A 26,315-nucleotide genomic window follows, 5' to 3' on the forward strand; every position below is an offset into this window, starting at 1 on the left:
TCATAATAATTAGGAATATATTTCTCTCTTTATAGTAAAGGGTTATAAAAAAACAATCTGCCAGTAATTTTATTCAATCCCATTAATCATTATATATTTCGCTTTGAAAAATATTTCAATAAAACAATCTTATATACGGCATTCAAAATAATCTACTTTAATAAATATAAAACACTCCCTAAATATACAACTTTAATACGATTAAAGTGCTTATTTTAAGGAGTGCCTAAGATTAAAATGGCTTTTGATAATCTATTTTCGAACTAGGGAGTTCTATATATAGTTTACCATTGTCATGTCAACTACATATATTAGGGAAACCCCCTAAATAAAAAACCATCTCTTTTAATCTGACATACTAATTCTAAAACCATCGTACTAAACATATCACATATTTATAGATAGTTTATAACGTTGCTTTTTAATTAACACTTACATTAATTTCAATATCTATTGTTTCTTTCAATGCTTTTGAATACGGACAATAATTATGTGCTTTTTTAACATATAATTCTGCTTCTTCCTGGTTAAGATCTTTGACTGTTACATCTAATTCAGCAGCTAATTTAACGCCACCGTCTGTTTTGTCCGGTAATAAATACGCTGTTGCGCGTACTTCTGGTTCAATTGATCCTTTACCATCATTTTTTAAAATATGCATAAGTGCATTGTTGAAACATGAGCTATATCCAGCTGCAAACAGTTGCTCTGGATTTGATTCAGTAACTCCATTACCTCCCATTTCTTTCGGGACAGCTAAATCTTGATAAAACGTATTGTCTTCACTAAAAACCTTGCCATCTCTGCCGCCATTGCTAATTACAGTAACTTCATATAATGGTTTTACCATTCCAATCGCTCCTTTTAACTTAATAAATTATGCTTGTATTAATGAATTAATCTCAATTCATTAATAATATATCATTGATTTTAAAATATTAAAAATTAAAAGATTATCTAAATAAAGTCAAATCAAATAAACAACAATTTTATTCAAATAAATCTAGTGTTTGCGTGTGACCGTTTACTTTGTATATATACCTCTCTTTAGTTTGTATTTATCAATCTATAAAAACAACGAAATTTAATTATAGAATCGTTATACATTTTAAATATTAACTCAACTTAAAACAGTCTCTTCATAATAAATGCCTCATTTTTCACACACCAAAAACCCCTCCATCATTATTAAAAGTTTAGGGACTAACATAATAAATAGTATGTGGAGGTTTGAATGCATATATTTTTTGGAGTAGTACCTTTAATATAACCTTTCAATTCTTTTTCAAATCCATTAAAGTAAATAAATTTTAAAATGTATATACATGGAAAAGCGACAATAGTACCGCAGATTATAACTGTATTTTAAAAATCTTATTATTACACTTTATATAACTAATCAAATAACTAATCAAATAACTAATCAAGCCAATTATTAACCTATTAATTAGAAAAATGATAAGTTAAAATCCCCTCTTATCATTAAAAATCGAATAACTAAAATAATAGAGAGGTCAAAAATGTAATTGAGCATAAGATTCAAGCGTATATTTATAATCTTTTCATAAAATTTATATCATCATATTTATTGAATAAGCTAAAAAGCTTTCTACAGGGGGATCACTTTAATATCTTTATCTTTATATATGTAATATAATTGATTATTCTAGAAATTATATAATCAAGGAGGTTATATATGAACTATAAAAAAGAACTCGACAAAATAGGTTGGAATAAAAAAGAAGTAAAAAATAGGGTTGAGAGCTTGATAGAAGATGAAGTTATAAGCGAAAAAGAAGATGCTGCTAAAAATATAGAGGATATAGTTGAAAAAGAAAACAATAATTCCACACTTAATGAATTTTTAAATAAATAAAAAAACAGCCTATCTAAGCAGATAGGCTAATTTATTATAGTTTGTGAAGCGTTCTACGTCGCTTGATAGTTATATACCCTGATTCTTTTATTGGAAACTTATTATAAATAACAAACGCCCCACTACTTAGCGAAGCGTAATTTTCCCTACAAAACTTATCCCTATATCTTGCGGCATAGAGCCTATGGATATAAAGTTTATTTCATTAAATAAAATACTTTAGAATAAATCAAGTTGAATATACACATTTTATAATTATAAAAGTACTTACTATAAACGTTTTAAACTCATAGAATTTTACTGTAATTCACATTCTTGCACCCACTTCTGCACCAAACTCATTGTTTTGTTAAAGTGAGTGCAGAACAAGCAACCTACCTATTCACCTAGGTGGTTTATTTTATCTACACGATATCTTTCAAATTAACCTTACTTAAACAAGTTACTTCATATAAATGTAGTTTTTACTCACACACCACCCCCCCTTATTATTAAAAGTTGAGGAGCCTAAAATAATAGTAGGAGGTGCAAAGGTTTGAATGAGAATAAGATTCGGGAGTGCATTTATAATATAGCTCTTCAAATTCTTTTCAAACATTATACTTATATTAATTTTATAAAAAATCGTTCCTAGTATTTGTTTTTTTCCTTTAGTAACTTGGGATTTTTTCGGCCATTTATAATTAATAAAATCTTTGGCATGCCTTTTTGGATGAACACACCAATATTTTTATTGAATTCAATAAAAAATATCTCATATTGTGCGCCTTATGGTTAGCCATCAGGAAATCTATTACCAATATACTTAACTCCCCAATTTACACCGTCTATTACTTAATTTACATATACCCCTCATTTTATATTAAAGTCTTTTAATATTTTTTCTTGATTTTTAACTTTCTTGGTTACAACAAACGTATTAAAGAAATATTTTAAAATTTTCTGCACCCATCCTGCCCCATAAACGCTCAACAAAATAAAAATAGATGCAAAAAACAACTCGTGTCATCCTATTAGAATGACACGAGTTGTTTATATACCTAGTGTTTAACCCCTTTGTTTAGCACCTAGTATTGTTTCATATATTGTTCTCTTTCCCATTCAGAAACTTGAGTTCTGTAGTAATCCCATTCAATTGATTTAGAATTTATGAATTGATTATAAATATGATTACCAAGCGCTTCTTTGATTGGCTCGTTGTTCTTCATAGCTTTAATTGCTGTATATAAAGTTGAAGGTAAATCTTCAATGCCAACTGCTTCACGTTCTTCACGGTTCATTTCATAAATATTTTGGTTAACTGGTTCTGGTACTTCTAATTTGTTTTTAATACCATCTAAACCAGCTTGTAAGATTGCTGCTAATGCTAAGTATGGATTTGCTGCTGGGTCGACTGAGCGCACTTCTACACGTGTGGATAATCCACGAGATGATGGTACACGGATTAATGGAGAACGGTTTTTACCACTCCATGCAATATAACAAGGTGCTTCATAACCTGGAACTAATCGTTTATAAGAGTTTACTAGCGGGTTACATACGCCTGTAAATCCACGTGCATTTTTCAAGATACCTGCAACAAAGTGGAATGCATCTTTAGTCATTTGCATATCACCATCTGGATCATAGAACGCGTTCTCTTTTCCTTTAAACAATGACATGTTAAAGTGCATTCCGCTACCATTCACACCAAATAATGGTTTTGGCATAAACGTTGCATGTAGATTATGCTGACGTGCAATTGTTTTTACAACAAGTTTAAATGTTTGGATATTATCACATGCTGTAATTGCATCTGCATATTTGAAGTCAATTTCATGTTGCCCTGGTGCAACTTCATGGTGACTCGCTTCAATATCAAAGCCCATGTCTTCTAATTCTAATACGATGTCACGACGACAATTCTCACCTAAATCTGTTGGCGCTAAGTCAAAATATCCACCATCATCATTTAATTCTAATGTTGGTTCACCTTTTTCATCTAATTTAAATAAGAAAAATTCAGGTTCAGGCCCTAAGTTTAATTCTGAGAACCCTAAATCTTTCATTTCATTTAATACACGCTTTAAGTTCGCACGAGGATCACCTTCAAACGGTGTACCATCTGTTTTATACACGTCACAAATTAAACGAGCAACTTTACCTTGTCCAGCAGTCCATGGGAAAATAACCCATGTATCTAAATCTGGGTATAAATACATATCAGATTCTTCGATACGTACAAATCCTTCAATTGAAGAACCATCAAACATCATTTCGTTATCTAAAACTTTTTCTAATTGGCTAACTGGTACTTCAACGTTTTTAATAACACCTAAAATATCAGTAAATTGTAATCTTAGGTATCTTACATTTTCTTCTTTAGCAAACTTATAAATATCTTCTTTGGTAAATGAACGTTTTGGCATTGTAAATGTCCCCCATTATTTTATTTGATAAAACGTGATAAATCTCCACGGTTTATCGGAATTGCTTCTCGCTGTGGTTTCTGAGTGGCTTCAACTATCATTTGTTTTCTTGTTTCTTGTTCATCATCAGTAAGGTGATCTTGATCATTTTTTATAATTTGTTTAATTCCTTTTATATTAAAACCTTTTTCAATCAAGTTTTTAATTTCTAAAAGTCGTTCCAAATCATTTAATGAAAAAAGTCTTTTGTTCCCCTCTGACCTATGTGGTTTAAGCAGTTCATGTGTTTCATAGTAACGAATTTGCCTTGCAGTCAATTCGCTTAATTTTGTTACAACACTCATAGGGAAAACCGGCATACTTCGTCTTAATGTATCATTTGACTTCAATTCGATCACCTCTATTTTTGAACTTGTAATAAATTTAGCATAATATCTAAATTAATTCAAAGATATGTAAGGTTTTCTAACATATACTCCAATCCGTTGATATAACTACTCTCAACACTATCACTATCCATTACTCAAATAAATTTTTAGAAAATTCCTTAAATTTTTTCAAAAAAACACCATATATTTTATCTATGATTACTAAAATTAACGCTCAATTTCAGTTCATCGCAAAATAAAATATATGGTTAAAGTTATTATCTATACAAGTTGTTGCGTTCTTAATTTTTGTGCCGCTCTTGATACAGCTAATTTAACATGTTCATATGTTAAACCACCTTGCACATAAACTTCGTATGGTGGTCTTATCGGACCATCTGCTGATAATTCTATAGAAGATCCTTGTACAAAGGTGCCTGCTGCCATAATTACATCATCTTCATAGCCTGGCATGTATGCAGGCTCTGGACTGAAATGTGCATTTATTGGAGAAGCTTGTTGAATACTTTGACAAAATAGAATCATTTGCTCTTTTGTATCAAATGACACAGTTTGTATTAAGTCAGTTCTAGCAACATCATAACGTGGTGTCGTACGCATATCCATTTTTTCTAATAATAAACTGGTAAAGAACGCGCCCTTTAAACTTTGACTCACTACGTGAGGTGCAAGAAAGAATCCTTGATACATTTCTTGAAGTGAATTTAAGGAAGCACCTGCTTCTTTACCTATTCCTGGCGCAGTTAATCGATAACCACATCTTTCGACTAACGTTTTTTTACCTGCGATATAGCCGCCTATTTTGGCTAACCCGCCTCCTGGATTTTTAATCAACGATCCTGCTATTAAGTCTGCACCACATTCAATAGGTTCACGTTTCTCAACAAATTCTCCATAACAATTATCAACAAAGACAATCACTTCCGGATGTTTCGCTTTGATTTGATTAATAGCTCTTTCAATTTTTGCTAAATCAATAGATGGTCGTTGATCATAACCTTTAGAACGTTGAATCGCAATGACTTTAGTTTGAGGTTTAATATTATTTAAAACAGCGTCAATATCAATGTCACCTTGTTTTAAATCCACTTTACTGTATGCAACACCGTGTTCTTTTAAACTTTCTATCCCATTACCATTAATACCAATTACTTCTAACAATGTATCATATGGGTCGCCTGTAATATATAAAAGTTCATCTCCATATTTCAAAACACTCTGTAAGGCAATTGTAATCGCGTGCGTACCAGAAATAATTTGAGGTCTTACAATGGCATCTTCCGCTTTAAAAGTGTGTGCATAAATTGCTTCAAGGTGGTCTCGACCTATGTCATCATAACCATAACCTGTCGTACCTTGTAAGTCGTTTTCTGTTGCTTTGACTGCATGAAAAGCATTTAAAACCTTTTCTTGATTCTCATAGGCAACATCTTCAATGTTTTTAAAATAAGGTATTAATGTTTCTTCAGTTTCTGCAATCAGTTGTTTCATCTCTTCCATTAATCATTACTTCCTTCTACTCTTTTTTATAGCCTTTCACTTCATAAGTCGCAGTTGCGTCATTAAAATTCAATTCAGATACCAATGTGTGTTGTTTTAAGTAATATAAACGATCGGCATCTGAACTAGGCACATACTCTTCATAATAAGTTAATACTTTTTTCACTTCATTATATAAAAGTTCTTTAACCTTTTCTACATCTTCTTGTTCTTTACTTGAAACGAACACATGTGGTTTATTTGTTGTTGGCAATGTCCCTTCGTGTAAATCTTTTTTATTAAAAATAATTGCTTGAGGGATTTGCCCCATTTCTAAATCACCAATAATTTGGTTCACCGTATCATATTGGCCTCTGTATTCTGGATGACTACTATCTACTACATGTAATAGTAAGTCTGCATTTTTGGCTTCTTCCAAAGTAGATTTAAAAGCAGCAATGAGCGTTGTTGGTAATTTTTGTATAAAACCAACCGTATCAGAAATAATGAGATTAAAGCCATCGTTAATTTGAATTTGTCTCGTTTTAGGATCAAGCGTTGCAAACAATAAGTTCTTTTCGTATGTTGTTTCTTTAGCTAACGCGTTAAACCATGATGATTTACCAGCATTTGTATAACCAACAAGCGCAACTTGAAAAACGTGATTTTGTTCACGTTTATTACGATAACGTTCACGATGTTCTACTACGGTTTCTAACTGATGCTTGATTTCATTCATTCTTGTCCTTATGTGTCGACGATCCATTTCAAGCTTTGTTTCACCAGGACCTCTTGTACCGATACCGCCACCTAAACGTGACAAACTACGCCCATGTCCTTGTAATCTAGGCATTAAATAATCTAATTGAGCTAGTTCTACTTGTAATTTTCCTTCTTTACTACGCGCTCTTAAAGCAAATATTTCTAATATAAGCTGTGTTCTATCAATAATTTTCACGTTTAAATTACCATTAAGTGTCTTAGATTGCGCAGTGGTCAATTCATCATTTGCCACGATAACATCAATATCGTGAAATTCAACGTATGCTTTTATCTCATCTAATTTACCCTTACCAACGTAGTACTTATTATCAAAATTTGTTCTATTTTGAGTAAATTGCTCTTGAACATCCAACCGACATGTTCTAGATAGAGATGCCAACTCTTCCATCGTAGATTCAAAATTATAATTATTGTCTGTTTGAGCATGAACTCCAATCAATATTGCTGTTTCTAATTTTTGTTTAGTTGTATGCGTTTGATATTGGGTCATAACATGCACCTCTTTCCCAAGTTTTCTTAGCCATTCTATCATAGTGCCAATATAAAGACTATAAACTCAAATTGTGTTAAATTAATAAGAAGAGGTGAATTAAAATGACTATATATGATATAGAAGTTAAAAAACCAAATGGAACATCGTATCAATTAGATGCTTATAAAGATAAAGTTATGCTGATTGTGAATACTGCTAGTGAATGTGGTTTCACACCTCAGTTTGAAGGTTTACAAGAATTATACGAGAAATATAAAGAACAAGATTTTATCGTTTTAGGGTTCCCTTGCAACCAATTCGGCGGGCAAGAACCTGGTAGCGGAGAAGAAGCAACACAAAACTGTAAAATTAACTATGGCGTTTCTTTTCCAATGCATGAAAAAATAGATGTTAAAGGAGATAACCAACATCCACTTTTCAAATTTTTAACAGAAGCGCAAAATGGGTTGTTCAACGAAAAAATAAAATGGAATTTCACAAAATTTTTAGTTGATAAAAAAGGAAATGTTGTTAACCGCTTCTCTCCACAGAAAAAACCAAACCAAATTGAATCTGATATTGAAGCTCTACTTTAATTCAATACAAAATATCTAGAATTAAACGATTAAACTAATATTTTAATAATTATAATTACATGATGTCACATTTTAATCATGCGGTTTTATAAATTAAACTTTAAAGTAATTATTAATGTAGACTTAATAATTAATGCTTATGATATAACACTAGAGACAGGGGTATGAATAATACCTCTCCTTAAAATAAGAGAGTTAATCCTTAACGGCTTAACTCTCTTATTATTTATAAGTTCATAATTATAACCGCGCATGCCTTTAGTTTATAATTTGCCCCCATGCCCTTTCACTCATAAATTTTCTCCGATGGTCAAAACGTTATAAAGTTTCATAAAAACAAATAAACGCCAATTTCTATTATATTTTTATAGAAACAGACGTTTATTCTTTAGACAGAGATATTTACACCCCTGTCCTTCTACTTATACATAAAGTATCATATTAAATTTTGCTTTTTTAATACGTAGTGTTTATGCTTCTTCGTTAGTGTTTGAATCGTCAATTGTAAACGTACTTATAGCATGTTTGTAAATTAAATGCTGTTTACCTTGAGATAATAAGCACACTAAATAGTTGTCATAATCTTCGATAATACCTTTCATTTGAAAACCGTTCACTAAAAAAACAACTACCTTTGTCTGATCAGCCTTAAATTGCCCAAGGAATTTATCTTGGATGTTCTCTGTTGTATTCATATTATGTTCTCCTTTTCTGTATTTGGACTGAAACCTCTTCTAACATCAATGATAGTGACATTTTCTCTCTATCTAACCACAACACGTCAAGCTTGTTTTTAAACCAGGTCATTTGTCGCTTAGCGTAATTTCTAGAATGCTGTTTTAATTTTTCAGTTGCCTCATCCAAACTCAATTCTTGTTTGATGACCGGTACAATTTCTTTATATCCTATCGCTTGCATACTTTGACTAGTTTCATATCCATTGTCAACGAGTTGTTGCACTTCACTAACTAATCCACGTTCCAACATTATATCTACGCGTTTATTAATTCTTTGATATAATATGTCACGCGACATTTCTATCCCTAATAATAATGTATCATAATTTTCAGTAAATTGTTGCACTTTCTTGCGAGAACTTAAAAGTTTTTTTGTTTTTAAATAATACTGTATTGCTCTTCTAACTCTTTTACGATTATTTGGGTGTATGTTCTGCGCTGACACCTCATCAAATGATGCCAAGTACTGATGTAGTTCCTCATTTGAAAGTTGATCAAGCTCAGATAATTTCGCTTCAATTTCCAAGCTTTTCTGCTCAGAGATAGTTTCATCTTCAAAATCATAATTATAGATAAGAGATTGAATATACAGTCCTGTCCCCCCTGCAATAATAGGCACATGCCCTCTGGCTGTAATTTCTTTTATTAATCTTTGCGCTCTATTTTTAAATTCATAGGCGGAAAAGTTTTCATCCGGTTCTAAAATATCAATCATATGATGCGGGATACCTGACATTTCGTCTTGTGTGATTTTAGCAGTTCCAATATCCATTTGTTTATAAACTTGCATTGAATCACCACTAATAATCTCACCATTCACTTTTTTTGCTAATTCAATACTAAATTCTGTTTTACCTACAGCTGTTGGCCCTACTAATACGATTAAAAATGGTTTGTCGTTTTGCACGCGTATCAACTCTCTTTATCTATTTGTACTTTTTTAAAATTTGTCTCTCTATCCACTCATACATATGTTGCCATGTTTCTGTATAATCTTGCTCAAATAGTATTTCATGTCTTTTATTTTTATACAGGTGTACTGTAATATGCTTAACTCCTGCTTTTTTATATAAATTGCCTAGTTTTCTAATTCCTTTGCCATATTCACTCAACGGGTCATCTTTACCAGATATCAATAAAATTGGGAGGTCTGGATTAACCTTCTTCATATTTTTGCCACTACTTGTCAGTAACATATGTTTCATTGTTTCGTAGATTAATTGGTTAGATACCAAGAAACCTGTATAAGGATCTTTGATAAATTGTTCCACTTCTTCAGGATTACTAGATAACCAATCACTTGTTGTTTGCTGATTAACTATATCTTTGTTAAATGTTCTATACATAATACGATTTAGCCAATTTAAACGACGTCTTTTTCCTGAAAGCAATGTAATTAATTTCAAAATCATTCTTAGTAATGCAGCTTTAAATTTAGGGTATTGCGTAGTTCCTGATAAAATTAATCCTTGTGCTGCATCAGGATATTTTTGAACAAAAATGCGAGCAATAATTGAACCCATAGAGTGACCGATTACAATGTAAGGAATATTATAATAATGCGCGCACATTGTTTGTGCTATTTCATATGTATCATCTGCTACTTGAGACATATTATCAATATGTCCTCTATCACTCTCTTCAAGCTCTTTACCATGACCTTTATGGTTATGACGTAATACATCGTAACCTTGCTGATTTAACGATTCAACAAGAAGATCGTATCTATCCATATGCTCAGCCATACCATGTAGTAAATGTACGATACCAATCGTTTCATTTTTAGCTTTATCCAATTTAACTTCTAGCATTGTCCCGTCTGAAACCGTTATTTTAAATTCGTTTTTACTCATGTCGTTAGCCCCCCATACCATACGATTAATATTCATTATATTATACAATATACCCTCAAAATATTATGTTATCAAATACTAAGCTATGCGTTAAGGCGTTAGTTACAATGACTATTGCATAAAAAACAGCTACCAACTCATCAGAGTCGGTAGCTGCTTTCTTCTCACACTTTGTAGCACAAGATAATTGATAATTATTCTTTTACAGCCGGTTGTTTGTTACCAGTTTGTGCTTCATCAATAGCAATTTGCAATTCTTTTGTATAAGCTTCTTTTTGAATATTAGTATATCCTAATAAGTCACTCATAACTTCTATAACTTGCTCTTTATAATTTAATACGTCATCAATTTTGAAATAAAGTTTACCTGTACGACGAATAAAGAAGTCTGTTGGACGATATACCATTTCATTTTGTATTGAATAAATTAATTCAGTATAAATGTCTAATGGCAATCCCGTATCTTGATGTTGGGCTGTTTGTGCTATTTTGAATAATTCTTCGACGTTAGAACCATATTTAGAAGCAAAGTGACGTGCTGTTGCTTCATCTATTTGGTATGACTTAGCTTCTTTAACTTTTTGGTCAATGAATTGTTCAAAGTTTTTACTGCCACCAACATCACCACCAGAAATTGGTAAATGTTTTGTAGCACATTTAGCAAATTTAAGACCATATTGCTCTTTCAAGCGTTTTGATAATAAGTCTACAATTTCTAATGCCATGTGACGGTAACCAGTTAATTTACCACCAGCGATTGTTAAAAGACCAGATTTCCCTTCCCAAACTTCATCCTTACGTGAAATTTCAGATGGGTCTTTACCTTCTTCTAGAATTAATGGTCTAATTCCAGCCCATGATGATTCAATATCTTCATCTTTAACATCTACATCTGGGAACATGTAATTAATTGCACCAATTAGGTAGTCTCTGTCTTCTTGAGTAGCAAGTGGCGAAGCTTTATCGTTGTTGTAGAATGTATCTGTAGTACCTACATAAGCTTTACCTTCACGCGGTATAGCAAAAATCATACGACCATCTTTTTCGGTATCAAAATAAACGGCTTGACCTAATGGGAATTTAGATTGATCGATTACAATATGAACACCTTTAGTTAAACGTAACTGTTTATTATTTCTAGCATAGTCGCCACTACGTACTTCGTCTACCCATGGTCCACTCGCATTGATAACTTTTTTAGCTTTAACAGGGTAAGTTTCATTGTTAATTTGGTCTTCTACTTGAATACCATTAACTTGTTCGTTGGAATCATATGTGAAATGTATTGATTTTGTATGGTTAATAATTGTTGCGCCTTTTTCTTCTGCGCGTTTCATAACTTCAATTGTTAAACGTGCATCATCAGTACGGTACTCAACATAAGAGCCCCCACCTTTAAGGCCAGATTTTTTAACAAGTGGTTCTTTTTCTAAAGTTTCTTTAGCGTTTAGCATTGTTTTACGTTCTGCTTTTTTAACACCAGCTAATCTATCGTACATAGTTAAACCGATAGCAGTAGTAAATTTACCCATTGAGCCACCTTTATGCATTGGTAAAAGCATACGCTCAGGTGTTGTCACGTGTGGGCCATTTTCATATACAATTGCACGTTCGCGACCAGTTTCTGCTACAACGCCAACTTGGAGTTGTTTCAAGTAACGTAAGCCACCATGTACTAATTTAGTAGAACGTGAACTTGTACCTTGTGCAAAATCTTGCATTTCTACTAAAGCAACTTTCATACCTCTTTGACTAGCATCTAAAGCAATACCTGCTCCAGTAATACCGCCACCAATAATTACAACGTCAAAATCTTTATTTTTCAAATCTTTCTTGATCTGTTCTCTTTTTAATGTTGATAAACTCATAAAAACTAGGCCTCCTAAAATAATAAAAAAAGAGAGACTCATCCCATACATATATAATTGTACGAACTGAATCTCTCATTTCTCATCTCTGTATTATTAACTTACCCTTATTGTAGCATACATAACAACTTTTAGTCTATTTTTTTATTCATCTTCTAATTTAAAGACTTGCGTTGCTTCTACAGCTTTTTTCCAGCCTTTATATAATTTTTCTCTTTCTTTTTCTTCCATATTAGGAGTAAAGTCTTTTTCAAGCTTCCAACGGTTAGCAATTTCGTCCTTACTATCCCAGAATCCTACCGCAAGTCCTGCTAAGTAAGCTGCACCTAAAGCTGTAGTTTCATTAATTTCTGGACGTTCTACGCCAACATTTAATAAGTCAGCTTGGAATTGCATAATGAAATTATTTTTTACAGCGCCACCATCGACACGTAGATTATTCACTGTAATGGCAGAATCTTTTTCCATTGCTTCTAACACATCGCGTGTTTGATAACATAATGATTCTAATGTTGCACGGATAAAGTGTTCTTTTTCTGTACCACGTGTTAAGCCGAAGATTGCACCTCGTGCTTCCGCATCCCAATAAGGTGTGCCTAAACCAACAAATGCTGGTACGACGTATACACCTTCTGAAGATTCAACACGTTCTGCGTAATTTTCTGATTGAGGCGCAGAATTAATCATTCTAAGACCATCACGTAACCATTGGATTGCAGAACCAGATACGAAAATAGAACCTTCAAGTGCATAATTTACTTTACCATCTATTCCATATGCAATAGTTGTTAACAAACCACTCTTAGATGTAACAGCTTCTTCGCCAGTATTCATTAACATGAAGCCGCCTGTACCGTAAGTGTTTTTTACGTCACCACGGTTAAAACAAGCCTGTCCGAATAAAGCAGCTTGTTGGTCACCAGCAATACCAGAAATCGGTACTTCTTTACCAAAGAAATGGTAATCAATAGTATTTGCATAGACTTCACTTGATGCTTTTACTTCAGGAAGCATGGAATTTGGAATTTCTAAGATATCAAGTAACTCTTGGTCCCATTCTAAGTCATGAATGTTATAAATTAATGTACGACTTGCATTTGTGTAATCTGTAATATGTGCTTTACCGCCAGATAATTTCCAAACTAACCATGAATCGATTGTTCCAAACAATAGTTCATCATTATCAGCTTTTTCTCTTGCGCCTTCAACATTATCTAAAATCCATTTTACTTTTGTACCTGCAAAGTAAGGATCTAATAATAAACCAGTTTTTTCTCGGAATTTGTCTTCTAGACCTTGTTCTTTTAAATCTTGGCAAATACCTTGAGTTTGACGAGATTGCCAGACAATTGCATGATAGATAGGACGTGATGTTTCTTTATCCCATACTACTGTTGTTTCACGTTGGTTAGTAATACCAATACTAGCGATTTGGTCTGCCCCGACGTTTTCTTCATTTAAAACTTCCGCGATAACCGCTAAAACAGATGTCCAAATTTCATTTGCATCATGTTCTACCCAACCTGATTTAGGGAAGAATTGTTTAAATTCGCGTTGTGCTACACCTTTGATTTTACCATCTTGGTCAAAAAGAATTGCTCTTGAACTCGTAGTTCCTTGGTCAATTGATAAGATATATTTTTCCATAATTATAATCTCCCTTTTATCATGTTCGCTTTTCACATAGTATATGTAAATTTTGACGTTGACATATCTACTTTACACATTGCCAAATATCATTCTCAACAAACATGCTTTTATTACTTAATATTGTATATTATAAAGCCTGTTTATATTTTAACTTATAAACAGGACTGTTGAAACTTAATTAATAAACCGATTCGATACCTTTTGCACTTTTAGATTTATTTAACACAACCCCAAGTACGATTGTAACTATTAATAAGACTATTGCTACAACTGACATCATATCAAATGCACCTTTATAAAATAGTCTATAGATTACTGCACCAATCATACCGCCCGTAACTGGGCCTAAAACAGGTACAATTGCATAACCCCAATTTGAATTACCTTTACCAGCGATTGGTAATATCGCGTGTGCAATACGAGGACCTAAGTCACGTGCTGGGTTAATTGCATAACCTGTTGGCCCACCTAAACTTAGACCGATTGCAATAATTAAACTACCAACGATTAATGGATTCAATCCATCAGCTATTTTATTCATACCAATAAACAGTAATCCTAATGTTAGGGCAGCAGTACCAATAATTTCACTCAAGAAGTTGGCAAAATAGTTTTTAATTGCAGGTGCAGTTGAGAATACTCCTAATTTTGCGCCTTGATCTTCTGTTTGTTTCCAATGTGCTAAGTACATTAACCAAACAACGATACCACCAACGATACCACCTAGAATTTGGCAAATAATATATCCCGGTACCATGCTCCAACTTAAAGCACCGTCCATAGCAAATGCAAGTGTTACTGCAGGATTAAGATGTGCGCCTGAAATATTACCAGTAGCATAGACACCCATTGTAACTGCAAGACCCCAACCTAATGCAATAACAATCCAATCCGCACCGTTACCAGCACTTTTTTTCAAATTGACGTTGGCACAAACGCCACCCCCAAATAATACTAATATTGCTGTTCCCAAGAATTCAGCAAAATATACACTCATAGAGACTCCTCCTAAAAATAGATAGAGAGACCCCTACAATTATAGCCAGTTGCGAACCACCGGTTTAATTACTGTAGAAATCTCCCATCTCTGTTCTAATTATTAACTTGAATTCATCTTACAACGTTTTTGTAAGCGTTGTCAAACATTTTGTTAAAATCTTGTCACAAATTAATCATCAGTAACAGCATTTTCAGTAATAAAAAATTGTTTCGTTTCACAGTTAATTTCTGCTTGAACGCCATAAGGTAACATATGTTTTGGTTCGTTATGACCAAATGACAAATTATATAATATAGGCAGTTGCTTAAACGGGTCTATATTGAAAAAAGTCAATATTACGTCTTTATATTGTTCATAATAGGTATTGTTAAACGGTTTACCGAATATTATACCGTTAATTCTATGAAACACACCTTTTTCAAATAATTGAAACAACATCTCTCTAAATTCAGTAGGCAAGGGCATATCTTCCGAAGTTTCTAAAAATAAAATAGCCTGTTCAAAATCATTTAATTTTGGAAATAATTCCGTTTCTTTAATGTCTACGAGCGTTTCTAAATTCCCGCCAATTAAATGTCCTTTGATTTTATCTTGTCCTTGAAGCAATTCATAGCCATGTTGTTGAACAGTTGATCTCGCAATTGTTTTATTTTCAATGTTCCAACTTAATCCATAGGGTCTAATGTATTTCGCTGGTACCACTTCACCAATTGGCTCGGTGTTAAACCAATTCTTTTCTATATCCTTTATCGTATAACAATCCATACTCATATTCTCTGCAAAATCCGTTAATAAGGCTGGACCATAAAAACTAATCACTCCCATTTTATAAAACATCATATGTATGGTTGTTGAGTCTGAATACCCCGTGAAAATTTTCGGATAGTATTGGATTGCTTCACAATCTACATAGGGCCATATTCTAATCGCATCGTCTCCGCCAATACAACTTATAATTGCTTTAACTTCTTCATCTTTTATTGCCTCATTTAAATCTGCGGCACGCAGTTCAGGATGCTGTCGTATATACGCATTACCTTTTAACGCATGTGGCATTATTTTCACTTTCAAATCGAAAACTTCTTGTAATCTTTGGATTCCTTGATACGTTCGCCATAGAATCACATCATCACCTGCGATACCTGACGACAGAGATACAATAGCAACCGTATCACCACGTTTTAACTTTTGCGGTTTTATCATAATCTATTCCCCTTTTAATAAATCTATAAAAAGCTAGCTCATTTAATACAGCAGTGAGGTTATCTTATGCTTAAATGGCTAGCTTTTAAATTTAATCTATTAATTTTTGAAAATATGATTCACAATTGTTTTAACTTAAATTAATTAAAACAATATCACCTTACCATAAATGTCTATCACTTGTAGTAATGTACTTAGCACCGTTTTCGACCGCGACTTCAACTTCATCTAATTTATTAATCAATCCTCCAGCTATTACAGAAGTATTAGTTTCTTCATTAATAATTTGAATTGCTTTAGTGGCTATTCCAGGTAAAACTTCGACATAATCAGGTTCTACGCGTTTAATTAGCTCAATACTTCGAGATAAAGCGTGACTATCTAATATAAACACTCGAAAAACAGTTGTTGTATTTAATGATTTCGCTTTATTGATTACTTTTGTTTTTGTAGAAACAATACCTTTAGGATGATAATTTTGTATGATATATTCGCATGCAAACTCATCATGGCTCATACCTTTAATTAAATCGATATGCATATACGTCTCAATTTTATTCTTCTTAAGTAATTCCATGATGCTTTTAACATGTCCAATATGTGTATCTAGTAACACGCATTCTTTATAATCTGTTTGCATCATTTTCTCCAAGTCTTTCATTGATCGAATAGCTGGTAAAATATGTGGCTTCATCCACTAACCTCCTAGATAATTCGTTTGAACAGTCGCTCTAATTCATAGTTTGAAAAGTTTATAATAATCGGCCTACCGTGTGGACAAGTAAAGGGATCTTCAGTTTCTCTTAATTGGTTAACTAAATCAGCCATTTCATTATTTTTCAAATAATGATTGGCTTTAATGGATTGCTTACAACTCATCATGATTGCAGCTTCTTCACGTATTTTTTTAACGTTAACTTTTTTATGTTCCAATACATATTCAATCATATCTTTTATAATTTCTTCCGCTTCAGACGCTGGGAACCAAACTGGATAGCTATCTACTATATAATCATTACCACCAAATGGTTCCAAATGCACGCCAACTTTATCTAATTCTTCTTTATGTTGGTTGATAATCATCAGTTCGTCTTTAGAAAAGTGGAACGTTAAAGGAATTAATAAATTTTGAATTTCATTTGATACTTCGCCAATTTTATCTCTGAAATACTCATATTTAATTCGTTCTTGAGCAGCATGTTGATCTATCATATACATACCTTGTTCATTTTGGGCAATTATATATGTGCCATGTACTTGGCCAACAACTTCCATATAAGGGACACGTCTTGAGGCATCTTTACTAACACTACCTTTAATATCTTGGTTTGCGATACCTTGATCAAAAGTGTCAGCTTGGTCGTTATGAGGGAGCGTTGATTGTTGTTCAAAAGTTTCCATTTCATTTAATAACGCTCTTTGCGATTTTACATAATCATCATTATTAAAATCCGTTTCTTGTATGGTTGATTGAACCTCATCATTTTGTGTGTGATTGGTATTGTATCTTGTTTGCATTTCAGATTGTGGTTCACTAATTTCATCACCTTGTATCTCATCATAGCGAGATTGTTGCTGCAATTCATGCTGATGTTGTTTACGCTTTTCAAAGTCCATTTTTTGTTGTTCAAACTTATCTAACACTTTATTTTTCTTAGTGATTTTATCCATATCATTTTGCGGAATCAAAATACGATCTTGAAACGCCTCACGTATTTTTTCAACTATTAACTCAAAGAGTTGGTCTTCTTTAGAAAGTCTTACTTCTAATTTAGTCGGATGTACATTGACATCTACTAATATAGGGTCCATTTCTATATTAATGTAACAAATAGGGAATCGACCAATCATCAATAGCGTATGATAGCCTTCCTGAATTGCCTTATTAAGTAAAAAGTTTTTAATATATCTACCATTTATAAAAATAGAAATATAATGTTTATTACTTCTAGAGTGTTCAGGTTTTGCGACATAACCTTCTAAATGGTAATCACTCGTATCTCCAGTAATATGAACTAAATCTTTAGCTACTTTCATACCATATATTTCAGCCATAACTTCATTTGTACGGCCAGAGCCATTTGTTTTAATGATAGTTTTACCATCAGAAATCAATGAAATACGTATATCAGAATGACTCATTGCCATACGATTCACAATATCCGTTATTTTACCTAATTCAGTATATAAACTTTTAATATATTTGAGACGTGCAGGTGTATTATAAAATAGTGATTCAACTAAAATATCTGTACCACGTTTAGCTTTTGCTGGTTTTTGATTAAGGATTTCACCATTTTCAACATAAATTTCTTGCCCTTCTTCATTATCTGTACAAGTCTTCAGTGTCACTTTCGACACTGAAGATATACTTGCTAAGGCTTCTCCTCGGAAACCTAACGTACGTATATGGAACAAATCATCATCTTGATCTAATTTACTCGTAGCATGGCGATGAAATACGAGACCTAAATCCTCAATCGCAATTCCTGTACCATTATCCACTACACGTATAGACTCAACACCAGACTGCACTACTTCTATATTGATTTCGGTCGCTTGGGCATCAATGGCATTCTCTAATAATTCTTTAACTACTGATCCTGGACGTTCAACAACTTCTCCAGCAGCAATTTTATTTGCTAATGATGTCTGTAACTCTTTAATTTTACCCATTTGACTTCACCTCTATTTCAATTGTCTTTGTAATTCACTTAGTTTCACAAGTGCTTCTATAGGCGTCATATTAGATAAGTTCAATGTCTTAATTTCATTTTCAACTTCACTTTGTTTTGCAGATGTATCGAATAAATCAAATGCCGCCTGTTCAAATTGACTTTGCTCTTCATTAGTAGATGATTTAACTTTTGGTGTTTGCTCTTCATATGTTGCTTGAGATTCACTTACTGAATGTTTAAATGACTCGTCGCTACTATTTTCTAATTCTACTGTAGTATCTTGTTTATTACTTTGTTCAAAAGCATCTAATATCACTTGAGCTCTATCAATTACTGCATCTGGTAAGTTTGCTAATTTAGCTACTTGTATACCGTAACTATCATCAACTGCACCATCTTTCACCTTATGAAGGAATATCAATTCACCATTATATTCATTTGCTGCAACGTGTACATTTTTCAGACATGACAACGACTGATCTAGCGTAGTCAATTCATGGTAATGTGTTGAAAATAACGTCTTAGCATTTGAAGTATGTGCAACATATTCAATCATGGCTTGAGCTAATGCCAAACCATCATAAGTAGATGTCCCACGCCCTATTTCATCAAAAATAATCAGGCTATCTGCAGTAGCATGAGCAAGTGCTTTTTGTGCTTCTAGCATTTCAACCATAAAAGTACTTTTACCTGAAACTAGGTCATCTGCCGCTCCAATTCTAGTGAAAATCTGATCAAAAACAGGTAACGTTGCCGATTCGCAAGGCACATAAGCACCCATCTGAGCCATGATACTAATAATAGCCACTTGTCTCATATATGTTGATTTACCCGACATGTTTGGACCAGTAATCAAATATATAAATGCATCCTGATTTAGCGTACAATCATTTGGCACGTAGTCATTATGATCCATCACGCGCTCTACTACTGGATGTCTTGAATTAATAAGCTCTAACGTTTTATCTTCACTAAAAGTAGGTCGTGCGTAATTGTATTTCTGAGCTATTTCTGCAAAACTTTGTAAACAATCAAGTTCAGATATAACCTTTGCTTGTTTTTGTAATCGTTCTGTATATGATTTAATTTGTTCCCTAAGCTGTACAAATAGTTGATATTCTAATTCAATTGCTTTGTCTTCAGCGCCTAAGATAATATCCTCTTTTTCTTTCAATTCATCTGTAATAAAACGTTCGGCATTAGAAAGTGTTTGCTTTCTGTGATAGCCATAAGCAGCCGGGTCAAAACCTTGTAAGTTAGCTCTTGTGATTTCAATAAAGTAGCCAAATACTTTATTGAAACTAATTTTCAGTGACTTAATGCCTGTTCTTTCGCGTTCTTTAGCTTGTAATTCTGCTAACCATGTTTTTCCATTTTTTGAAGCTTCTAAATAACCATCTAATTCATTGTTAAAGCCAACTTTAAACAAGCCGCCTTCTTTAACTGAAATCGGTGGTTCTTCTTTTAAACTTTCTTCTAATAATCTTAGTAAATCATCTAAAGGTTCTAATGCTTTAAACTGTTCAGTCATTTGTTCGTCGAAATCTTCTAATAAATGTTTAATATTTGGGATTTCTGAAATTGAGTGCTTCAGCTGAATTAAATCACGTGCATTGACGTTGCCATAGCTAACACGTCCCACTAATCTCTCAATATCATATACTTGATTTAAATGACTGCGTAAAGTGTCTCTTTCAATAAAATGATTTATAAATTGACCAACTGTGTCTAAACGGGACTCAATTTGTGATTTCTGAATAAGCGGACGATCGATCCATTGCTTTAAGCGTCTAGCACCCATAGGTGTTTTAGTTTCATCCATCAACCATAATAAAGTACCTTTTTTAGTTTTTAACCGTATGCTTTCGGTCAATTCTAAATTACGTTTTGCGTAGAAATCCATTTTCATAAAATCAATAGCTTCGTATTTAATTACCGTTTCAATATGTGATAGATCTCTTTTTTGCGTATGGTGGATATAATCTAATAATAGTTGTGTTGCATTAAACAAGTGTGTTTGAGTCATATTATTAACTTCATAGGATGCATTAGAAATATCTGATAACACGGTGATTGTCTCGGTGGTTAAACTAATTTGACGTTTTAACGTTTCACCAATCTCTTCATTAACAACGATTTCATTAGGGTTAATTGTTGTAATTTCATTAATTAATGTTGCTTCATCTTCAAAATGAGTAGCCTTCAATTCACCCGTAGATACATCACAATAACTTAACGCATATGACGATGCACCTTGAATAAAACTTAATATATAGTTGTTTTGCTTTTCATCGACGCCACCTTGATCCATCACTGTACCTGGTGTAACTATACGCACTACTTCACGACGGACCATGCCTTTTGTCTGTCTAGGGTCTTCCATTTGTTCACAAATAGCTACCTTATATCCATTACTAATCAAAGTTTCAATATAACCATCCGCAGAATGATAAGGCACACCACACATTGGTATTGGGTCTTCCTTTTTAGCGTCACGTTTTGTTAATGTTATTTCTAATACTCTAGATGCCACTTTAGCATCTTCGAAAAACATTTCGTAAAAATCTCCTAATCTAAAAAATAAGAGACAATCTTGATATTGCGATTTTATTTTTAAATATTGTTGCATCATTGGCGTTTGATTTGTCATATTAATATGTCACAGTCCTTTTTTTAATTCTTATGTATTTGTGTTTACTTAAATTATGTTGGTTTATAAATTAAAATAATGATTAATTTTCATCAATAGTCAGGCACATTTAATTAGCTAATATACATGTGATATCGTGCATTTTGAAATACTTTTCATTGATTTTTTTAATCATACCCGCTCATTTTCTTTAACTAATTTAGTTAATTTAACTCTTAAATTTTAACATATGTTTTCGATTTTCGCCTATTTATTAAATTAATAGATAGATTCCAACTGATTAACTAAATCTTTCTGTGCTTTAAAACTTATGAGCACAAAAAAATTAAGACAACTTTGTAAATGATTGATTTAGTAGATCTACTTAAGCAGCAAATCTATCAATTCAAAATCATATTAGTAACAAAGTGCCTTAACTTTATCTATTAAGATTGATTATAAATATTTTTTTAATATACCTTTTCTTTTCAATATCATTAAAATGATATAGCTGATGATGGCACCTATGACACTCGATACAATAAAGGCTGTCATTAAAGGTTTAACAGCAAAGTTTGAAAAGCCTAAAATCCATGCTAATGGTATGCACATTATACTACCAATAATGCCTGTACCTATTACTTCTCCCACTGCCGCCATAAAGATATGTTTACGATAAAAATAGAAACCACTAGCAAGCAACACACCTACCATACTTCCTGGAAAGGCAAAGAAACTTCCTGTACCAAAAATCATACGTATGATAGATGAAATAAAAGCTTGCGCAAGACCAAACCATGGCCCTACAAGTACAGCACACAAAACATTAACTAAATGCTGAATTGGCGCTGCTTTAACTGGCCCTAATGGAATTACAATAATACTACTTAACACAACATTTATCGCAATAAAAATTGCAGTTAGCGTTAACTTTCTCGTCTTCATATGGCTCATTTCCTTTCCAACAAGTCCCACCACGATCTCTGTTAATCTTTATCTTCTAGTTGTTGATTTAAACGATCTGACATGGTACTAATCATCATTTGTAATAAATCATTAGCTTCGGTCTGTGATTCTCTAAACTCTTCTACAATAGGCAAAATATTAATATCTTCTTCAATATGCTGAATTTTATCCTCAGAAGCTTTTAATGCTTGTGTCTTACCGTAGTTTTGTAAATTAACCGATTGCTTTTGGTTTTTCTTTAATTCTTTCATTCGCTGTTCTATATTTTTGTTTTGATGTATTTGCGATTCAACGTTATGATATTCTTTAACTGTATCTAAAGCTTTAATGCGTTCACTAATACGATCCGCTTCAGCTAATATTTCTTCTTTTTCATACATTATGGTGTCACCATCGCTTGTTTACTTACATTTAAAAATGTACCATTAAGAGAAAATTGTTTCGCTTCATCTACTTGTACATCTACAATTTGGCCAATCATAGATTTAGGCGCTTTGAAGTTGACTAATTTGTTTTTTGAAGTGTAACCAGCTAAAACTGTATCATCTTTTTTACTTGAGCCTTCACATAAAACTTGTACAACTTGGCCTTCATATTGTTGCATAGCACGTTCAGAATAGTATGCAACCTTTTTATTTAATTGTTGTAATCTATCTTTCTTCACGTCTAAAGGTACATTATCTTTCATTTTAGCTGCCGGCGTACCATCTCTTTGAGAATAAATATACGTATATGCATGTTCAAATTCAACTTCATCGTAAAGCGTTAATGTTTCTTCGAATTGTTCATCTGTTTCATTTGGATAACCAACGATGATATCGGTAGTTAAAGCAACATTAGGGATTCTTGACTTGATACGATTAACTAAGTCTAAGTAACTTTCGCGTGTATATTTACGCCCCATAATTTTAAGAACAGCATTGTTACCCGATTGAACCGGAAGATGAACATGAGGAACGATATTTCCACCGTTAGCAATAACCTCAATCATTCTATCTGTAAAGTCCCAAGGGTGACTCGTTGTAAATCTGACTCTTGGAATATCAATTTTAGAGATATCCTCTAACAAATCACCTAATCCATATGCCAAACCATCTATATCTTTACCATAGGCATTCACGTTTTGGCCTAATAATGTAATTTCTTGGTACCCTTGACGTGCTAAATCTCTTACTTCCTCAATAATATCTTCTGGTCGTCTACTACGTTCCTTACCTCTTGTGAATGGAACGATACAGTATGTACAAAATTTATCACAACCATACATAATATTTACCCATGCTTTGATATTGCCTTCTCTTACTTTTGGAAGGTTTTCAATAACATCGCCTTCTTTTGACCAAACTTCTACTACCATCGCTTTTGATAAATAAGCTTCTTCGAGTATTTCTGGTAAACGATGAATATTATGCGTTCCAAAAATCATATCTACATTTTGATAGGATTTTAAGATTTTATTTACGACAGATTCTTCTTGAGACATACATCCACATACACCAATAACTGTTTCTGGTTTCTCTTTTTTTAAATGTTTTAAGTTACCGATTTCACTAAATACTTTATTTTCTGCATTTTCACGAATTGCACATGTATTAATTAAAATTACGTCTGCCTGATTAATATCTTCTGTTGGTGTATAGCCTAATGCACCTAAGATACCAGCCATTACCTCTGTATCATGAGCATTCATCTGACAGCCATACGTTTTAATTAAAAATGTTTTTCCTTGCCCCATATTTCTATATTTCTCATCTATTTGAAAATCACGGTTATAATTAATTTCTTCTTTTCCACGTTTACGCGCTTCTTTTAAACTTGGCGGTTGATAAACGTGTTCAAAATACTTGCTATAGTCTTTTTCCTTTTTATCTCGTTCCGCTAAAATATCTATAGAAGTACTTTTTCTTTGTTCTTCATTCACTCTACAAAATCCTTTCTATATCATAAAAACTAAGAACAAGTATTTTAAAATATCCCTCAAGATATTGTTTTTCAACCTTGACGTTCAAAGTTCTATAAATTAATCCATAGTCATTATTACATTATATTAAATTTGACTCAAAAGTGCAAAAAGACTAACAAATAATCACACTTTTGCACAATATTTTCAATAATAAAATCATCAAATTAAAATTAAACGCTATAAAATACAAATAAAGGAGTGGGAAAGAACTCCTGACAGAAATCATATGTTTCTTAAATGATTATGTCTGGGCTCCGCTTCCTACTCCCTTAAATATAATTAAGTTCTAATTCACTTGTCACATGCATTCTATTTATAAATCAGAGCATTAATGTAATTCTAATTAATTTTCATCAGCTAAATATAACTACACATTATAAACAAATACCGTATTTGCAGTTGATCTTTTAGTGTAATCTCCGAGTATTAAATATTAGACTTCGTCGTATTTTCCAGTAAGTGTCTCAATAGTAATTCCTTCTGGCACATGATAAAACTTAATTTGGCTTATTGTACTTGGTATCTCTAATTCAACCATACGCTCGTTTAATTTTTGAATTAAAATTAAGCACTCATTCATTTCACCTTGAACAGTGGTTTCTAAAGGCCCCACTCTATACGTTAAGCCTGAATCGTCAATGACTTTAATTGCTTCATCTACATATGGAATAACATCTTCTCCATTGGCGGTTTTAGGAATAATCTGAACACTCATTAAAGTATCATTCATGTTATTACAACCCCTTAATCATTTAATTTATTGTCAGTTTATCAAATTATAAGTTTAAGGCATAGTTATAAGTGATTAAACATATTAAAACATTATAGTGCTAGTTTATCAAAAATCTTCTTCTATCTGTTGCATCATCATCATTTTTGCCACCATACCGCCATTAGCAGCTGAATCTAATAATTGACCAGCAAAATTATCTTTAGTTTCGCCAGCTACATATAAACCTTCAACAGATGTTTTACCGAACATATCCGTTTCAAATTTACCATCTTCGTCTCGGATGACATTTAATCGATCTAGGAAATCAAATTGTGTATCCCAATACATTCTAGCAAATGCACCTTCTACCGAAATAATTTGCTCATCGTTTAACTCAATGCCCTTTAACTGTCCATCGTTTCCTACCAGTCTTACAATTGGTTCTGTATAGATATTAATCCCTTTTTTATCTAACAATACTTTGTCTTCTTGAAGGATATCTTTTTCTCCATTTGTAAACACGACTAGGTCTTGTGAAAAGTTACTTAACAGTTTGACCATATGAACCATCATTTCACCTGAATAAATAACAGCAAGTTTTTTATTACGCATTTCGTAACCATCACACCAAGGGCAATAAAATACTGTTTGACCATAAAAATCATTAAAATTAGCGATATCTGGACTTTGTTCTCTTAAACCTGTTGCTACTAATACTTGTCTTGCATTAAATGTTTGAAATTGTGTTTTAACTTCAAATCCTTTATCTATTTTCTCTACTTTTTCTACACGCTCTTCCAAGTAAGTAACATCTTTATATTTAGTTACATCTGCTTTAGCTTTTCTTTTGAATTCGGTTGGCTTAACACCATCTTGCGTTAAATAACTATGAGACTCATTAGTAACTCTATTTCTTGGATTATTTGCATCTATAACTAGCGTTTGCTTCATACCTCTACCAAAATTTAGTGCAGCATTCAATCCTGCTGGTCCTCCGCCAATAATAATTACATCATAATACATTTGACTCACTCCTTTACAACTTTTACAGAC

The 26,315-nt window shown here is 32.6% G+C and carries 22 protein-coding genes; 2 read left to right on the forward strand and 20 right to left on the reverse strand.

All coding sequences use genetic code 11. The features are described from left to right. Positions 1-421: 421 nt before the first annotated feature. Positions 422-850 carry an Ohr family peroxiredoxin gene (locus ACF91D_RS18700; RefSeq protein WP_039066682.1) on the reverse strand — a complete coding sequence of 143 codons (429 nt, stop codon included), beginning with the start codon at positions 848-850 and terminating at the stop codon, positions 422-424. Positions 851-1,696: 846 nt separating this feature from the next. Here ACF91D_RS18700 and ACF91D_RS18705 point away from each other — a divergent pair. Continuing rightward, positions 1,697-1,876 carry a hypothetical protein gene (locus tag ACF91D_RS18705; RefSeq protein WP_069793442.1) on the forward strand — a complete coding sequence of 60 codons (180 nt, stop codon included), beginning with the start codon at positions 1,697-1,699 and terminating at the stop codon, positions 1,874-1,876. Positions 1,877-2,943: 1,067 nt separating this feature from the next. On the opposite strand, the gene glnA is transcribed toward ACF91D_RS18705, so the two are convergent. The 4 genes from glnA to hflX form a co-directional block, all read right to left on the reverse strand. Continuing rightward, entirely contained in the window at positions 2,944-4,284 is a 1,341-nt protein-coding gene (gene glnA, locus ACF91D_RS18710) for a type I glutamate--ammonia ligase (RefSeq protein ID WP_069793441.1), read from the reverse strand. Between the two features lie 20 nt (positions 4,285-4,304). Continuing rightward, positions 4,305-4,673 carry a MerR family transcriptional regulator gene (locus ACF91D_RS18715; protein ID WP_069793440.1) on the reverse strand — a complete coding sequence of 123 codons (369 nt, stop codon included), beginning with the start codon at positions 4,671-4,673 and terminating at the stop codon, positions 4,305-4,307. Between the two features lie 261 nt (positions 4,674-4,934). Then, on the reverse strand, positions 4,935-6,173 hold the full coding sequence (locus ACF91D_RS18720; protein WP_327620619.1) for a methionine gamma-lyase family protein: 1,239 nt from the start codon (positions 6,171-6,173) through the stop codon (positions 4,935-4,937). Positions 6,174-6,189: 16 nt separating this feature from the next. Beyond that, positions 6,190-7,425, reverse strand: coding sequence for a GTPase HflX (hflX, locus tag ACF91D_RS18725; protein WP_327620620.1), 1,236 nt, complete (start codon positions 7,423-7,425; stop codon positions 6,190-6,192). 104 nt (positions 7,426-7,529) lie between these two features. Here hflX and ACF91D_RS18730 point away from each other — a divergent pair, with 104 nt between their 5' ends. Beyond that, positions 7,530-8,003 (forward strand): glutathione peroxidase, encoded by a 474-nt coding sequence (locus tag ACF91D_RS18730; RefSeq protein WP_039066688.1) that lies wholly within the window; start codon positions 7,530-7,532, stop codon positions 8,001-8,003. Positions 8,004-8,473: 470 nt separating this feature from the next. Here ACF91D_RS18730 and hfq read toward each other — a convergent pair whose 3' ends face one another. From hfq to ACF91D_RS18805, 15 genes are all read right to left on the reverse strand, one after another. Beyond that, on the reverse strand, positions 8,474-8,698 hold the full coding sequence (gene hfq / locus ACF91D_RS18735; protein ID WP_039066690.1) for an RNA chaperone Hfq: 225 nt from the start codon (positions 8,696-8,698) through the stop codon (positions 8,474-8,476). 1 nt (position 8,699) lies between these two features. After that, complete coding sequence (gene miaA / locus ACF91D_RS18740) at positions 8,700-9,647, reverse strand: tRNA (adenosine(37)-N6)-dimethylallyltransferase MiaA (RefSeq protein ID WP_327620621.1); 948 nt, start codon at positions 9,645-9,647, stop codon at positions 8,700-8,702. Positions 9,648-9,666: 19 nt separating this feature from the next. Then, on the reverse strand, positions 9,667-10,593 hold the full coding sequence (locus ACF91D_RS18745; protein ID WP_327620622.1) for an alpha/beta hydrolase: 927 nt from the start codon (positions 10,591-10,593) through the stop codon (positions 9,667-9,669). 194 nt (positions 10,594-10,787) lie between these two features. Further along, positions 10,788-12,461: a glycerol-3-phosphate dehydrogenase/oxidase gene (locus ACF91D_RS18750; RefSeq protein ID WP_327620623.1), complete on the reverse strand. Its 1,674-nt coding sequence runs from the start codon at positions 12,459-12,461 to the stop codon at positions 10,788-10,790. A gap of 144 nt (positions 12,462-12,605) precedes the next feature. Continuing rightward, positions 12,606-14,108, reverse strand: coding sequence for a glycerol kinase GlpK (glpK, locus tag ACF91D_RS18755; protein ID WP_039066695.1), 1,503 nt, complete (start codon positions 14,106-14,108; stop codon positions 12,606-12,608). Positions 14,109-14,289: 181 nt separating this feature from the next. Continuing rightward, complete coding sequence (locus ACF91D_RS18760) at positions 14,290-15,108, reverse strand: MIP/aquaporin family protein (RefSeq protein ID WP_327620624.1); 819 nt, start codon at positions 15,106-15,108, stop codon at positions 14,290-14,292. 171 nt (positions 15,109-15,279) lie between these two features. Then, positions 15,280-16,314 (reverse strand): S66 family peptidase, encoded by a 1,035-nt coding sequence (locus ACF91D_RS18765; protein WP_392437527.1) that lies wholly within the window; start codon positions 16,312-16,314, stop codon positions 15,280-15,282. A 160-nt stretch (positions 16,315-16,474) separates the two neighbouring features. Next, positions 16,475-17,008, reverse strand: coding sequence for a glycerol-3-phosphate responsive antiterminator (locus ACF91D_RS18770; protein WP_069793435.1), 534 nt, complete (start codon positions 17,006-17,008; stop codon positions 16,475-16,477). Between the two features lie 11 nt (positions 17,009-17,019). Next, positions 17,020-18,990 (reverse strand): DNA mismatch repair endonuclease MutL, encoded by a 1,971-nt coding sequence (gene mutL, locus ACF91D_RS18775; protein WP_327620626.1) that lies wholly within the window; start codon positions 18,988-18,990, stop codon positions 17,020-17,022. Between the two features lie 12 nt (positions 18,991-19,002). After that, entirely contained in the window at positions 19,003-21,642 is a 2,640-nt protein-coding gene (mutS, locus tag ACF91D_RS18780; protein WP_327620627.1) for a DNA mismatch repair protein MutS, read from the reverse strand. Between the two features lie 435 nt (positions 21,643-22,077). Beyond that, positions 22,078-22,566: an energy coupling factor transporter S component ThiW gene (gene thiW, locus ACF91D_RS18785; RefSeq protein WP_039066704.1), complete on the reverse strand. Its 489-nt coding sequence runs from the start codon at positions 22,564-22,566 to the stop codon at positions 22,078-22,080. Positions 22,567-22,607: 41 nt separating this feature from the next. Further along, positions 22,608-22,967, reverse strand: coding sequence for a YlbF/YmcA family competence regulator (locus ACF91D_RS18790; RefSeq protein ID WP_069793432.1), 360 nt, complete (start codon positions 22,965-22,967; stop codon positions 22,608-22,610). Next, on the reverse strand, positions 22,967-24,508 hold the full coding sequence (miaB, locus tag ACF91D_RS18795; protein WP_039066706.1) for a tRNA (N6-isopentenyl adenosine(37)-C2)-methylthiotransferase MiaB: 1,542 nt from the start codon (positions 24,506-24,508) through the stop codon (positions 22,967-22,969). Before miaB ends, ACF91D_RS18790 begins: the two co-directional genes overlap by 1 nt. A gap of 475 nt (positions 24,509-24,983) precedes the next feature. Continuing rightward, a complete protein-coding gene (locus ACF91D_RS18800) occupies positions 24,984-25,280 on the reverse strand; it encodes a thiamine-binding protein (RefSeq protein WP_039066708.1) in 297 nt (98 codons plus the stop codon). A gap of 108 nt (positions 25,281-25,388) precedes the next feature. After that, positions 25,389-26,285 (reverse strand): NAD(P)/FAD-dependent oxidoreductase, encoded by an 897-nt coding sequence (locus tag ACF91D_RS18805; protein WP_069793431.1) that lies wholly within the window; start codon positions 26,283-26,285, stop codon positions 25,389-25,391. Between the last annotated feature and the right edge of the window lie 30 nt (positions 26,286-26,315).

The sequence above is a fragment of the Staphylococcus sp. 231237_7MaSpsaltlick genome, assembly GCF_043107035.1.

What these genes read in the sequence shown, in the direction of transcription:
- ACF91D_RS18700 (WP_039066682.1), bottom strand. Translation starts at nt 850, where the DNA reads ATGGTAAAACCATTATATGAAGTTACTGTAATTAGCAATGGCGGCAGA.
- ACF91D_RS18705 (WP_069793442.1), top strand. Translation starts at nt 1,697, where the DNA reads ATGAACTATAAAAAAGAACTCGACAAAATAGGTTGGAATAAAAAAGAA.
- glnA (WP_069793441.1), bottom strand. Translation starts at nt 4,284, where the DNA reads ATGCCAAAACGTTCATTTACCAAAGAAGATATTTATAAGTTTGCTAAA.
- ACF91D_RS18720 (WP_327620619.1), bottom strand. Translation starts at nt 6,173, where the DNA reads ATGGAAGAGATGAAACAACTGATTGCAGAAACTGAAGAAACATTAATA.
- hflX (WP_327620620.1), bottom strand. Translation starts at nt 7,425, where the DNA reads ATGACCCAATATCAAACGCATACAACTAAACAAAAATTAGAAACAGCA.
- ACF91D_RS18730 (WP_039066688.1), top strand. Translation starts at nt 7,530, where the DNA reads ATGACTATATATGATATAGAAGTTAAAAAACCAAATGGAACATCGTAT.
- hfq (WP_039066690.1), bottom strand. Translation starts at nt 8,698, where the DNA reads ATGAATACAACAGAGAACATCCAAGATAAATTCCTTGGGCAATTTAAG.
- ACF91D_RS18745 (WP_327620622.1), bottom strand. Translation starts at nt 10,593, where the DNA reads ATGAGTAAAAACGAATTTAAAATAACGGTTTCAGACGGGACAATGCTA.
- ACF91D_RS18750 (WP_327620623.1), bottom strand. Translation starts at nt 12,461, where the DNA reads ATGAGTTTATCAACATTAAAAAGAGAACAGATCAAGAAAGATTTGAAA.
- glpK (WP_039066695.1), bottom strand. Translation starts at nt 14,108, where the DNA reads ATGGAAAAATATATCTTATCAATTGACCAAGGAACTACGAGTTCAAGA.
- ACF91D_RS18760 (WP_327620624.1), bottom strand. Translation starts at nt 15,108, where the DNA reads ATGAGTGTATATTTTGCTGAATTCTTGGGAACAGCAATATTAGTATTA.
- ACF91D_RS18765 (WP_392437527.1), bottom strand. Translation starts at nt 16,314, where the DNA reads ATGATAAAACCGCAAAAGTTAAAACGTGGTGATACGGTTGCTATTGTA.
- ACF91D_RS18770 (WP_069793435.1), bottom strand. Translation starts at nt 17,008, where the DNA reads ATGAAGCCACATATTTTACCAGCTATTCGATCAATGAAAGACTTGGAG.
- mutL (WP_327620626.1), bottom strand. Translation starts at nt 18,990, where the DNA reads ATGGGTAAAATTAAAGAGTTACAGACATCATTAGCAAATAAAATTGCT.
- mutS (WP_327620627.1), bottom strand. Translation starts at nt 21,642, where the DNA reads ATGACAAATCAAACGCCAATGATGCAACAATATTTAAAAATAAAATCG.
- thiW (WP_039066704.1), bottom strand. Translation starts at nt 22,566, where the DNA reads ATGAAGACGAGAAAGTTAACGCTAACTGCAATTTTTATTGCGATAAAT.
- ACF91D_RS18790 (WP_069793432.1), bottom strand. Translation starts at nt 22,967, where the DNA reads ATGTATGAAAAAGAAGAAATATTAGCTGAAGCGGATCGTATTAGTGAA.
- ACF91D_RS18800 (WP_039066708.1), bottom strand. Translation starts at nt 25,280, where the DNA reads ATGAATGATACTTTAATGAGTGTTCAGATTATTCCTAAAACCGCCAAT.
- ACF91D_RS18805 (WP_069793431.1), bottom strand. Translation starts at nt 26,285, where the DNA reads ATGTATTATGATGTAATTATTATTGGCGGAGGACCAGCAGGATTGAAT.